Below are 12,508 nucleotides of genomic sequence, written 5' to 3'. Positions count from 1 at the left end.
GCGCCGCGCCCGCCATCGTACTTTTGGGTAACCCGGCTGTGCGCCGTGCGGACGCAGAATTTCACGGACCGGACGCCCGGGGCGATCGGCGATTCAACGTTAAACAGAACAAATCAGCGATAGTCGTCTTCGTCAAGGGTGACCACGCGTGCCTGTTCGGAGGCGTCGGCCTCGTTCGCCGACTCCTGTTCCAGGTGGGTCGGTGCCTCGTCCTCACGCTGCTGGACTTCGGTGTGCTGCTCGGCCGCGTCGGCCTCGGGAATCTCCTCGTCGAGCACTACGGCCTCTTCCTCGGCGAACGTGTCCGGCTCGTTCGGATCGACAGTCATGCGGTTCCTCTCCGGCATGCGTTCCTCTCCCATGACCCTCTCCTACGAGCGTAGGAGCACACCTGGCAGGGCGCACCCGAACCTGTGACGCCACACACACCCGCCCCCGCGTGATCGTCTCGTAATATTGCGGCCATGTCGTCGACCGAGCCTCCGGAAACCCGGACCGCCGCCGCACCACTCCCGTCGCGGACCCGCGCCGTACGGGTCGCCGACGGCGAGGAGTTGCGCTCCGTCGCGCTCCCCGGTCTCACGCTCACCGTGCGCGCCCGCCCGGGCAACCGGCCGGGCCTCCCGCCCGCGCTCTACGTCCACGGGCTCGCCGGCTCCTCGCAGAACTGGTCGGCGCTCATGCCGCTGCTCGCGGACCACGTCGACGGCGAGGCGGTCGACCTCCCCGGCTTCGGCGACTCCCCGCCGCCCGACGACAGCAACTACTCGGTCACCGGACACGCCCGCGCCGTCATCCGGCTGCTCGACTCCGGCGGACGGGGACCGGTCCATCTGATCGGCAACTCGCTCGGCGGCGCCATCGCCACCCGTGTCGCCGCCGTCCGCCCCGACCTGGTCCGTACCCTGACCCTGGTCTCGCCGGCCCTGCCCGAGCTTCGCGCCCAGCGCAACGCCTGGCCGACCGCGCTGCTCGCCCTGCCGGGTGTCTCCTCGCTCTTCTCCAGGCTCACCAGGGACTGGACGCCGGAGCAGCGCGTCCGGGGGGTCATGACCCTCTGTTACGGAGACCCCGGGCGGGTCACGGACGAGGGTTTCCGGCACGCTGTGGAGGAGATGGAGCGGCGCCTGGAACTCCCGTACTTCTGGGACGCCATGGCCCGCTCCTCGCGCGGCATCGTCGACGCGTACACGCTCGGCGGTCAACACGGCCTGTGGCGGCAGGCGGAACGGGTGCTCGCGCCGACGCTGCTTGTCTACGGCGGTCGTGACCAGCTCGTTTCCTTCCGGATGGCGCGCAAGGCGGCCGCCGCGTTCCGCGGTTCGCGGCTCCTGACGCTCCCGGACGCCGGGCATGTGGCGATGATGGAGTACCCGGAGACGGTCGCGCAGGCCATCCGGGAGCTGATCGAGGACAGTGGTGCCGGCGCCGGGAGCGGCGGCGGCGACGAGAACAGCGGCGACAACAGCGGCGACAGTGGCGGGAGCTGATCAGGGGCGTGGGACGACATAGTCGGAAGGGCCCCGCGCCCGTGCCCGCCGCCCCCGTCGAGACGGGGCGGCGGCAGGGAGCCGGTGCCGGGACGGGGCGGCGCAGGCGGACGCCGGACGAGGACGCCTACCCGGCACGGGACGCGTATCCGCGTGCGAACGCCGTCGACGCGAACACGGAAGCCGACGTGTACGGGCGTGGGGCCGGGCGCCCGGTCTGGGACACGCCGATGCACGGCACGCCGGTGTACTCCCCGCCCGCTGACGCGTCCGTACGGGGCGGGCACCCCGAGCACGCCGAGGACACCCCCCGCTCCGAGCGGTACGGCGACCGGCGGGGCGCGGCCCGCGGAGCCGCGCCCGCCCCCCAACGAACCCCGTTCATCCCCGCCCCCCGGCGCGAGAGTGTCGTCCCGGAGGAGCTCCCCGAGGAGCCGCCGGCCAGGACCCCCGGCAAGGGGCGCACCTTCACCGGCATCGCGGCCGCCGCCGTCACCACCGTTCTCGCCGTCGTCGTGGCGGGCCAGGTGGCCGAGGGAGACTCCGCCGCCCCCCTCGCCCGCACGGCCGCGGGCCCCGCCGAGCGAGCAGTGGGCGACGGCACCGCCTCGCGCTCCGACGAACGGCTCACCCCCTCGCAGCCCCCGCTCGCCGCGCCCGTGGTCCTGCCCACGTACGAGCAGTTGATGACCCGCCAGTTCCCGATCGACCCCGGGCTGAAGGGGTCCGGCGAGTTCGAGGCCGTGGCCGGACTCGACAAGGCACCGGGCAAGGGACGCAAGATCCGCTACCGGGTCGACGTGGAGAAGGGGCTCGGCCTCGACCCGCAGCTCTTCGCGCGGGCCGTGCAGCAGACCCTGAACGACGAGCGGAGCTGGGCCGGCAAGGGCGCGATGACCTTCGAGCGGATCTCCAGCGGCGAGCCGGAGTTCGTGATCACGCTCGCCAGCCCCGTCACCACCGGCGTCTGGTGCGCCAAGTCGGGCCTGGACACCACCATCGACAACGTCTCCTGCGACTCCGCCGCCACCCCCCGGGTGATGATCAACGCCTACCGCTGGGCGCAGGGCTCGGAGACCTTCGGCGACGCGGCGATGCTCGCCTATCGCCAGATGCTCATCAACCACGAGGTCGGGCACCGGCTCGGACACAGCCATGTGAGCTGCCGTACGCCGGGCGCCCTGGCCCCGGTCATGCAGCAGCAGACCAAGTCGCTGGACGTCGACGGCATCAAGTGCCGGCCCAACCCCTGGGTCAACCCGGGTCGTTGAGGGCCGCAGGGCGCCCCCCGGGGCACCGGCGGCTCCGCCGGGGGCGGCCCCAGGGGCTGGCCGCAGCCTCACGCTCCGTAGGTGAAACACCCCGTACCGCGACGGAACGCTACCGCGGCGGGAAAGTTACGTGCATTCACCCCTTCCGGTGGTGCGACGGACAACCGTCCATCGCGCCACCCGTATATCCGCTTACGTTCTTCCCGCTGCGAGTCGCCGGGCCACGGCGACCGCGCACCGAGGGAGATCGGGGGTGTGCTCATGCGGATCGGACTGCTCACCGAGGGTGGTTACCCGTACGCGACGGGTGAGTCCATCTGGTGCGACCGGCTCGTACGCGGGCTCACGGCGCACGAGTTCGAGCTGTACGCCCTCAGCCTCAGCGCACGCCAGGAGGAGGGCGGCCGGGTCGACCTGCCCCGGCACGTCCGGCGCGTACGCACCGCCCCGCTCTGGGCCCCCGAGGACGACGGCCGTACCTACGGAAGGCGCGAACGGCGGCACTTCGCCGGCCACTTCCGCGAACTGGTGACGGGCATGTGCGCGGAGGGCGGGGGCGGGGAGACGGCGGACCTCTTCGGCGAAGGGCTTTACGGACTGGCCGAACTCGCCCGTGAGCGAGGCGGGCTCCACGCCGCGCTCCGGTCCGAACTCGCCGTCCGTACCCTGGAGTCCGCCTGCCGCGCCCCCGGCGCACGCCGGGGCGCGGCCGCCGCCACCGTCCCGGACTACCTCACCTTCGTCGACCGCCTCGAGCGCGCCCTGCGCCCGCTCTCGCTCGACTGGTACGGCGAGGACGGGCTCGCCGCCGTCGACCTCTGCCACGCCGCGTCGGGCGGATCCGCGGCCCTGCCCGGCCTGTTGGCCAAACGCTTCTTCGGAACCCCGCTGCTGGTCACCGAGTACGGCGTCCAGCTGCGCGCGCACTACCTCGCCGCCACCGAGGCGCCCGACTCCGACCCCGTACGCGCCCTGCTCGCCGCCTTCCACGGCCGGCTCGCCGGAGAGATCTACCGGCAGGCCGCACTCCTCACCCCCGGCAACACCCACGCCCGCCGCTGGCAGGAGAGGTGCGGCGCCGACCGGGCCAAGCTGCGCACGGTCTACCCCGGCATGGAGTCCGAGCGGTTCACCGAGGTCGGCGAGGACGAGGAGAGCGGCGACCCGGCCACCCTCGTCTGGGTCGGCCGCGTCGAGCCCGCCAAGGACCTGATCGCGCTGCTCCACGCCTTCGCGGAGATCCGCAAGGCCCAGCCCGAGGTCCGGCTGCGGGTCATCGCCGCGCCGGTGCGCGAGCCGGGCGCGGAGGCGTATCTCGCGCACTGCCGGGCGCTCGCGGCCCAGCTCTTCCCCGACGAGGCCCCCGGCGCGCACGCGGTCGGGGAGAACCCGGTCACCTTCGAGGAGATCGGCGGACCGGAGGCGCCGACACTCGCCGAGGCGTACGCGTCCGGCGCGGTCGTCGTCCTCTCCAGTGTCGTCGAGGGCTTCCCGATCACTCTCGTCGAGGCGATGTTCTGCGCCCGGGCGACCGTCTCGACGGACGTCGGCGCGGTGGTCGAGGTCATCGGCGGCACCGGGCTCGTCGTCCCCCCGCGCAACCCACGGGCGCTCGCCGACGCGTGCCTCGCGCTGTTGCGCGACCCGGAGCGCCGCTACCGGCTGGGCGCCGCGGCGCGCGCCCGCGCACTCGAACTCTTCACCGTCGAGCAGAACCTGGCGGCATTTCGCGGCATTTACCTGGAGCTCCTCTCCCACTCGCCGGTGCGGCGCCCCGCCGCCGAGGGCGTCCCCTTCGCCCGCCCGGCGGAGGCGTACGTCCCCGGCAGCTGGGCGGACCGGCCGGTGACCGCCGGAGCGGGAGACGCCGATGCCTGAAGGAGGAACCCCCATGCGCGGCCCCGCCGCCCCCACGAGCCCCGGCCCCTGGGACTCCCACTCCGAGGCTCTGCTGAAGACGCCGGCGCTGACGACCGAGGCGCCGCAGCCGACCTCCTCGCCGAACCTCGCCGCATGGCCCGTCACCTGGCGCGCCACCGACCCCGCGACCCGGCCGGCGACCCCGACCGCGACCGCCACGGCGCGGGCCGAGGGCGGAGCGGATGCCGCCGCGACGGCGGGGCGGCGGGGTACCGCCGACCCCGTCAAGGCGCTCATGCACCGGCACCGGGACCTGTGTGAACGGGCCGTCGATCCGCTGGAGATCGCGGCCGGTCTCGAAGCGCACGGCGTCACCGACCGGACCGCGGCGCGGTTCCGGCACCGGGACGTCTTCTCGCTCGCCGACGAGCTCTACGCGCGCGTGCCGCGCGGCGACCGGGCGCCCGCGCGCCCCTCGGGCGAGGAAGGCCCTCGCGCCGGGTGGGCGGGGTGGACGCTGTCCGCCCTGGCGCCCGGGGCCGTCGCCGCCCTCGCCGTCGCCGGACTCGCGCTCACCGAAGGACCCGTGCGCCTCGCCGTCGGCGCGGCCGGGGTCCTCGGCCTGGCCCTCGCGCTCGCCGTCGCCGTCCGGCGCGGCCCCCTGCGCGCGGCCGGCCGCACCGTCCCCGCCGCCCACGTCTGGACCCTCTGGCTCCTCGCGTACGCGGTCGGCGGGGACGGTCTTCTCGCCGAGACGATGACCGGCGGGCCCGACGAGCCCTGGGACATCACCCCGATGCCCCTCCTCGGCCTGGCTCTCGCCGTCGCCCCCGCCGCCTGGTGTGCCCACCTGTTCGCCTCCCGGGCCCGCCGCAGGCTCGCCGCGAGCCGGGGCCTCGACGACTTCGCCGCGGGCACCCGGCCCCTGCTCCTCGCGACCGCGGCGCTCCATCTGGCCGCCCTCGCCGGCCTGCTCAGCCTGACCGGGTTCACCCCCGGCGCACTGGCCCTCGGCGGCCTGCTCCTGCTCGCCCGGCTCCTCACCGTCCACGGATCCCCCGACACCGCCGCCGCCGGACTCGCCGCCGCCTGCGCGGCCGAGGCCCTCGCCCTGGCGGCGGTCCTGGCCGCCCGGCTCCCCGGCTGCGACCTCCTCGCCGTACCGGTCCACGCCCTCGTCGACAACTGGGGCACCGGCGCCGTACCCACCCTCGCCTGCGGGGCGGCGGCCGTCGGCCTGCTGGCCCACGCCACCGCCGCCCTCTCCCGGGCCTCGGCCCACGCCGCCCCCTGAAGCCCGGCGGACCCGCGGAGCCGACGCCGCGGGCACGCCCACCGCGCTCGACCCATTCCAAGGAGACGAAAGAGACATGACCTCCCTACCCCCAGCAACGGCCGGTCGGCGCGAAGGGGCCGCACGATGAGGGTGCTGCTGCTCGGAGCCAACGGATTCATCGGCCGCTTCGTCGCCGACCGGCTGCTCGCCGACCCGGCGGTGCACCTCACCGCCCTCGGGCGCGGCGACGACGCCGACGTACGGTTCGACCTCGCCGGCGGAAGCCCCGGCGCGCTGACCCGCTTCCTGGACGCCGTCCACCCCGGGGTCGTCGTCAACTGCGCCGGCGCCACCCGGGGCGGTGCCCGGGAGCTGACCCGGCACAACACCGTGGCCGTCGCCACCGTCTGCGAGGCCCTGCGCCGCAGCGGCTGCGGAGCCCGGCTGGTCCAGGTCGGCTGCGCGTCCGAGTACGGGCCTTCCCAGCCCGGCTCCTCCACCGCCGAGGACGCCGTCCCCCGCCCCGGCGGCCCCTACGGGGTGTCCAAGCTCGCCGCGACCGAGCTGGTCCTCGGATCCGGCCTCGACGCCGTCGTGCTCCGGGTGTTCTCACCCGTCGGTCCGGGCACCCCGGCCGGCTCCCCGCTCGGCCGCCTCGCCGAGGCCATGCGCCGCGCCATGCAGGCCGGCGACGGCGAGCTGAAGCTCAGCGGCCTCGGCGTGCAGCGTGACTTCGTCGACGTACGGGACGTCGCCCGCGCCGTCCACGCGGCCTCGCTCTCGGCCGCCCAGGGTGTCGTCAACATCGGCACCGGACGAGCCGTGCGGCTGCGCGACGCCGCCGCCGTCCTGGCCAGGGTCGCCGGATACGCCGGGACCCTGCACGAGCTCGACGGACCGCCCCAGCGGCCCGTCATCGGCGCCCCGCGCTCCGAGAGCATCGCCGAACAGCTGGCCGCCGCGCCCTACCCGTACCCCGACGGCTGCGGCAGCTGGCAGCAGGCGGACGTCCGCACCGCCCGCGACCGGCTCGGCTGGCGGCCCCGGATCAACCTCGAGGAGTCCCTCGCCGACATCTGGATGGAGGCGGCATGCCGCATCTGACCACGAGCACGACCGGGGCCGTCCAGGAGATGGGGGTGGGCGTCCCCGGGTACGCCCACCCGCTGCTCGCCCCCGTCGAATGGGCCGAGCTGACCCGCCCCGGCACCCCTCTGCACTGGGCGGTCCTCAACGTCGCCGACGGCCCCGGCACCCGCCCCGACCCGCACTGTCTGGAAGCGGCCGGAAGGCTCCGGAACGCGGGGGTGAAGGTCCTCGGGCACCTGGACCTGTGCCACGGCTCACGTGCCTTCGGCGAGATCGTCTCGGACGCCCACCGGTTCCTCGACTGGTACAAGGTCGAAGGCTTCTATCTGGACCGCTGTCCCACGGACCGGGCGGACCTGCCCGAGGTGCGGCGCGTCGCGGCCACCCTGGAGTCCGTGCTCGACGGCGAGGCCCACCTCGTCCTGGGCCACGGCACGCACCCGTACCCGGGCTACGCCGAGACGGCCGACCAGCTGGTCACCTTCTCCGGCCCCTGGACGGACTACCGCTGGTCGCAGGTGGCCGAGTGGACCGCGGAGTACCCGTCGGAGAAGTTCGCGCACCTCGTCCACGGGGTGCCGCGCAGCCATCTCGACGAGGCGATGCGGATCGCCCGCTGGCAAGGAGCGGGGACGATCTTCTTCACGGACCGCGGAGACCGCACCGGACAGAACAACCCATTTCAAACCCTGCCCGGCTACTGGGACGAAATCGTCTCGCGCATTGGACCGGGTGTCTCGGAATGAGAAGGGCCGTGGCAGTGTTACGGGGAGAACAACCGTACTGACATACCGACCAACGGAGCCCCCGTGTCGCTGCCACCCCTGGTCGAGCCGGCTGCCGAGCTCACCGTAGACGAGGTCCGCAGGTACTCCCGCCACCTGATCATCCCTGATGTCGGGATGGACGGCCAGAAGCGGCTGAAGAACGCCAAGGTGCTGTGTGTCGGCGCCGGCGGCCTCGGCTCGCCGGCCCTGATGTACCTGGCCGCGGCCGGTGTGGGCACGCTCGGCATCGTGGAGTTCGACGAGGTCGACGAGTCGAACCTGCAGCGCCAGATCATCCACAGCCAGGCGGACATCGGCCGCTCCAAGGCCGAGTCCGCGAAGGACTCGGTCCTCGGCATCAACCCGTACGTGAACGTGATCCTCCACGAAGAGCGGCTCGAGGCCGAGAACGTGATGGACATCTTCAGCCAGTACGACCTGATCGTCGACGGCACCGACAACTTCGCCACGCGCTACCTCGTGAACGACGCGTGCGTGCTGCTGAACAAGCCGTACGTCTGGGGCTCGATCTACCGCTTCGACGGCCAGGCCTCCGTCTTCTGGTCCGAGTACGGCCCCTGCTACCGCTGCCTCTACCCGGAGCCCCCGCCGCCGGGCATGGTCCCGTCCTGCGCCGAGGGCGGCGTCCTCGGCGTGCTCTGCGCGTCCATCGGCTCCATCCAGGTGACCGAGGCGATCAAGGTCCTCGCCGGTGTCGGCGACCCGCTCGTCGGCCGGCTGATGATCTACGACGCCCTGGAGATGCAGTACCGCCAGGTGAAGGTCCGCAAGGACCCGAACTGCGCGGTCTGCGGCGAGAACCCGACCGTCACCGAGCTCATCGACTACGAGGCCTTCTGCGGCGTCGTGTCCGAGGAGGCCCAGGAGGCGGCGCTCGGCTCGACGATCACTCCCAAGCAGCTCAAGGAGTGGATCGACGAGGGCGAGAACATCGACATCATCGACGTCCGCGAGATCAACGAGTACGAGATCGTCTCGATCCCCGGCGCCCGCCTGATCCCGAAGAACGAGTTCCTGATGGGCACCGCCCTCCAGGACCTCCCGCAGGACAAGCGGATCGTCCTGCACTGCAAGACGGGTGTCCGCAGTGCGGAAGTCCTCGCGGTGCTGAAGTCCGCGGGCTTCGCGGACGCGGTGCACGTCGGCGGCGGCGTGATCGGCTGGGTCCACCAGATCGAGCCCGAGAAGCCCGTCTACTAGCCCCGTAGGGCTGGACCGCCCTGGACGCGAGAAGGGCCCGGACCTGAGGACAGGTCCGGGCCCTTCCGCATGCCTCGCTACGAACAGGTCGTGCCGTACGCCGGGACCTCGCCGTCCAGCAGATAGCGGTCGACCGTCCCCGTCACGCAGGCCCCCGACCCGTACGCGCCGTGCCCCTCGCCCTTGTTGGTGACCAGCACGCCGACCCCCTTCCCGAGCTCCTCGGCCATCTTCTCGGCCCCCTCGTACGGGGTCGCCGGGTCACCGGTCGTCCCCACGACGAGGATCGGGCCCGCGCCGGGCGCGCTCGCGTCCGGATCGGCGCGCTCCCCCTTCACCGGCCAGTCGGCGCACCAGCCGGCCGTGTCCCAGACCAGGAACGCGCCGAAGACCGGGGAGAGCCGGCGGAACTCGGGCAGCAGCGCTTTCGCCCGCGCGAGCGTCGGCCGCTCGCTGGAATCGGCACAGGAGATCGCCCGCTGGGAGTGCGACTGGGTGCCGTAGTGCCCGTTCGGCTCCCGGTCGTTGTACGAATCGGCGAGGGCCAGCAGCTCCGTACCGTCGCCGTTCTCGGCCCGCGCCAGGGCCGAGGTCAGCATCGGCCAGCCGCTCTGCGAGTACAGCGTGACCGCGATGCCGGTGAGCGCCAGGCCGTCGGTGAGCCGGCGGTCGCCGACGGGCAGCGGATCGCGGTCCAGCCGCTCCAGCAGACGGACGATCCGGGCCGTTCCCGCCTTCGGGTCCGCACCGGTGCTCTTCAGGTAGTTGTCCAGCGCCCGCTGGAAACCGATCGTCTGGTTGCGCGCGTGGCCGGTGGTGTCGGCGGTCGGGTCGACGACCGCGTCGAGGACGGTCCGGCCGACGTTCCGGGGGAAGAGGTGCGCGTAGGCGGCGCCCAGCTGCGTCCCGTAGGAGATCCCGAAGTAGTTCAGCTTCGCGTCGCCGAGAACGTGCCGGACCAGATCCAGGTCCCGGGCGGTGTTGCTCGTCGTGGTGTGCGGGATGAGCTTGCCGGAGCGGCGGGCGCAACCGGCGCCGAAGGCGGCGCCGTCCTGGAAGAACGCGGCCTCCTCGGCCGCCGTGTCGGGCGTGAGGTCCGTCCGCTCGGCGGCGGCCTGCTCCCGGTCGTCCCGGCAGACGACACCGGCGCTCCGCCCGACGCCCCGCGGGTCGAAGCCCACGAGGTCGTAACGCCGGTTCAGCGTCCCGTACTCCTGGGCCGCCCGCGGGAGGATGTCGACACCGGAGCCGCCGGGGCCGCCGAAGTTGAAGAGCAGCGAGCCGATCCGCTCGCCCTTGTCCCGGGCCTCCTTGCGGATGAGCGCGATCGGGACGGTCTCGCCGGAGGGCCGGGCGTAGTCGAGCGGGACGTTCACGCTCGCGCAGCGCCAGGCGGAGCCTGGCTTCTCGCCGCCCGCGGGGGCCTCGCACGGCTTCCAGTCGAGCCGCTGGGAGGTCAGGGAGGCGGGGAGTCCGGTGGCGCCGTCCTTGCCGGTCGGAGGTTCGGCGGCGTCGGAGGCGCGCGTCGGGCGGTCGGCGTCGGCGGCGCCGGTGCAGCCGGTGAGCAGGAGACCGGTGACCGCGAGGGCGGCCGCCGGTATCCGCAGGGACAAGCGCGGTATGGACATACGACCCCCGTTGATCCGGACCGGAAAACCGCCATCCTAGGCCGTGCCCGTGAAGTCCCGCCTGGCCCGCGACGCCTGGCACGCACGCTCGCCGCGTTGCCGGGATCACCCGAGTACGCCCGGTACGAGGGCGGCCCTCCGCCTTGCGATCGCACGCACCTCACGCCGCGGGCCCTGCCGTGCGGGCAGACGGCACTACTTCCCGGACACGACCTCGGGCGGTCACTTGCAGACGGTCCCGGAGGCGGGCACCTTCCCGTCGAGGAAGTACGCGTTCACGAGGTTCTGCACACACGCGTTGCCACTGTTGTAGGCGCCGTGGCCCTCGCCGTCGTACGTCAGCTCCACGCCCACGCCCTTGCCGAGCGCCTCCGCCATCGCCCGGGCTCCCTCGTACGGCGTCGCCGGGTCGCCGGTCGTGCCCAGCACCAGGATCGGGGCGGAGCCGGGCGCGGAGACGTCCGGGTGGTCCCAGGCGCCCGGGACCGGCCACTGCGAGCAGCTCGCCAGAGCCCAGCCCATGAACTCGCCGAAGACGGGCGAGGCCTTGCGGAACTCGGGGAGGCGCTCCTTGGCCTGGCCCAGGCTGTAGCGCTCCTTGAAGTCCACGCAGTTGATGGCCGCGTTCGCCGCCTGGATGTTGCTGTAGGTGCCGTTCTGGTTCCGCCCGTTCATGGAGTCGGAGAGGCTCAGGAGGAGCGCTCCGTCGCCGCCGTCGGCCGCGTCCAGGCCCTGCTCCAGGTACTGCCAGTACTCCTTGGAGTACAGCGCCTGCGCGATGCCGTTGACGGCATGCGTCTGGGTGAGCTTGCGGTCCCCGATGCCGGCGATCGGCTTCTTGTCGAGTTCGGCCAGGAGTCCGGTGATGAAGGACTCGATCTCGTCGGGCGTCGAGCCCGGCAGGGCGCAGGCGTCCTCGCGGGCCACACAGTCCTTCGCGAAGTTGTCGAGGGCGAGCTGGAAGCCCTTGGCCTGGCCGAGGGCGCCGTCCTCGGTACCGGAGCGGGGGTCCACCACCGCGTCGAACAGCGCCCGGCCGACCTTCTTCGGGAACATGTGGGCGTACACACCGCCCAGCTCCGTGCCGTAGGAGATGCCGAAGTAGTGGAGCTTGTCGTCGCCGAGGACCTCGCGCATCAGGTCGAGGTCCCGGGCGGCGTTCTCGGTGCCGACGTGGGGGAGCATCGCGCCGGCGTCCTTCTCGCACCCGGCGGCGTACTTCTTCTGCGCGTCGGACAGGGTCCGCTCCTCGGCGGCGTCGTCCGGGCTGAAGTCCAGGGCGTAGTACGCGTCGAGGTCCCGGTCGGACGCGCACTCGACGTCCTCGCTGCGGCCGACGCCCCGCGGGTCGAAGGAGACCAGGTCGTAGCGGGAGCGGAGCTTCTCGTAGTCCGGGGCGAAGGAGGGGAGGGCGGTGAGGCCGGAGCCGCCGGGCCCGCCGAAGTTGAAGACGAGGGAGCCGATCCGGTTGGCCTGGTCGCGGGCCCGGGCGCGGATCAGGGCCAGCTCGATCTTCTCGCCGCCGGGGTCGTCGTAGTCGAGCGGCGCGTCCATGAAGGCGCACTCCCAGGCGGTGCCGCCGGGCAGGGGCGAGGGCGGCGGTCCGCCGCCCTCCGCGGCGGACGGGGGCGGACAGGGCGCCCACTCCAGCTGCTGCGCGGCGAGCCCCGCCATGTCGGTCGGGGTGTCGCCGGCCGGTTCGTCGTCGCCGTTGTCCGAGCATCCGGCGGCGAACAGCACGGTGGTCGCGGCGAGCAGGACGGCGCGCTGAGCAGCGGAGATCGGCATAGCGCCATCCTCGGCCGAGCGGGGCGCCGGCGCGCGGGCGGTACGTCCGAGCGGGTGTCGGCCGCGCCCCGGAGGGGCGCGGGGAACCACGGGATCAGCCGCACCCGGCCCGAGGCGT

At 73.3% G+C, this 12,508-nt stretch carries 10 protein-coding genes; 7 read left to right on the top strand and 3 right to left on the bottom strand.

The window, feature by feature from the left end; genetic code table 11:
* Nucleotides 1–113: 113 nt before the first annotated feature.
* The gene (locus IE136_RS14005; protein WP_158994669.1) at nucleotides 114–329 is read right to left on the bottom strand and encodes an Rv3202a family protein; all 216 of its coding nucleotides are present in this window, start codon (nucleotides 327–329) and stop codon (nucleotides 114–116) included.
* A gap of 135 nt (nucleotides 330–464) precedes the next feature.
* On the opposite strand from IE136_RS14005, the gene IE136_RS14000 reads away from it, so the two are divergent.
* The 7 genes from IE136_RS14000 (at nucleotide 465) to moeZ (ending at nucleotide 8,974) form a co-directional block, all read left to right on the top strand.
* Complete coding sequence (locus tag IE136_RS14000; RefSeq protein ID WP_189600486.1) at nucleotides 465–1,490, top strand: alpha/beta fold hydrolase; 1,026 nt, start codon at nucleotides 465–467, stop codon at nucleotides 1,488–1,490.
* An 8-nt stretch (nucleotides 1,491–1,498) separates the two neighbouring features.
* Nucleotides 1,499–2,761 carry a DUF3152 domain-containing protein gene (locus IE136_RS13995; protein ID WP_158990187.1) on the top strand — a complete coding sequence of 421 codons (1,263 nt, stop codon included), beginning with the start codon at nucleotides 1,499–1,501 and terminating at the stop codon, nucleotides 2,759–2,761.
* A 261-nt stretch (nucleotides 2,762–3,022) separates the two neighbouring features.
* A complete protein-coding gene (locus tag IE136_RS13990) occupies nucleotides 3,023–4,639 on the top strand; it encodes a DUF3492 domain-containing protein (RefSeq protein WP_189600595.1) in 1,617 nt (538 codons plus the stop codon).
* Nucleotides 4,640–4,652: 13 nt separating this feature from the next.
* Nucleotides 4,653–5,915 carry a hypothetical protein gene (locus IE136_RS13985; protein WP_229818834.1) on the top strand — a complete coding sequence of 421 codons (1,263 nt, stop codon included), beginning with the start codon at nucleotides 4,653–4,655 and terminating at the stop codon, nucleotides 5,913–5,915.
* A gap of 126 nt (nucleotides 5,916–6,041) precedes the next feature.
* Complete coding sequence (locus IE136_RS13980; RefSeq protein WP_158990191.1) at nucleotides 6,042–7,001, top strand: NAD-dependent epimerase/dehydratase family protein; 960 nt, start codon at nucleotides 6,042–6,044, stop codon at nucleotides 6,999–7,001.
* The gene (locus IE136_RS13975) at nucleotides 6,989–7,732 is read left to right on the top strand and encodes a spherulation-specific family 4 protein (RefSeq protein ID WP_158990193.1); all 744 of its coding nucleotides are present in this window, start codon (nucleotides 6,989–6,991) and stop codon (nucleotides 7,730–7,732) included. Before IE136_RS13980 ends, IE136_RS13975 begins: the two co-directional genes overlap by 13 nt.
* A 63-nt stretch (nucleotides 7,733–7,795) precedes the next feature.
* Nucleotides 7,796–8,974 (top strand): adenylyltransferase/sulfurtransferase MoeZ, encoded by a 1,179-nt coding sequence (moeZ, locus tag IE136_RS13970; protein ID WP_189600485.1) that lies wholly within the window; start codon nucleotides 7,796–7,798, stop codon nucleotides 8,972–8,974.
* Nucleotides 8,975–9,051: 77 nt separating this feature from the next.
* Here moeZ and IE136_RS13965 read toward each other — a convergent pair whose 3' ends face one another.
* Together IE136_RS13965 and IE136_RS13960 are read right to left on the bottom strand one after the other, a co-directional pair.
* Nucleotides 9,052–10,602, bottom strand: coding sequence for an alpha/beta hydrolase (locus tag IE136_RS13965; protein WP_189600484.1), 1,551 nt, complete (start codon nucleotides 10,600–10,602; stop codon nucleotides 9,052–9,054).
* 222 nt (nucleotides 10,603–10,824) lie between these two features.
* Nucleotides 10,825–12,390 (bottom strand): alpha/beta hydrolase, encoded by a 1,566-nt coding sequence (locus tag IE136_RS13960; RefSeq protein WP_189600483.1) that lies wholly within the window; start codon nucleotides 12,388–12,390, stop codon nucleotides 10,825–10,827.
* Between the last annotated feature and the right edge of the window lie 118 nt (nucleotides 12,391–12,508).

The sequence above is a fragment of the Streptomyces lateritius genome (assembly GCF_014649715.1).
Classification (GTDB): domain Bacteria; phylum Actinomycetota; class Actinomycetes; order Streptomycetales; family Streptomycetaceae; genus Streptomyces; species Streptomyces lateritius.
This window is presented reverse-complemented; position numbering and strand designations above follow the sequence as displayed.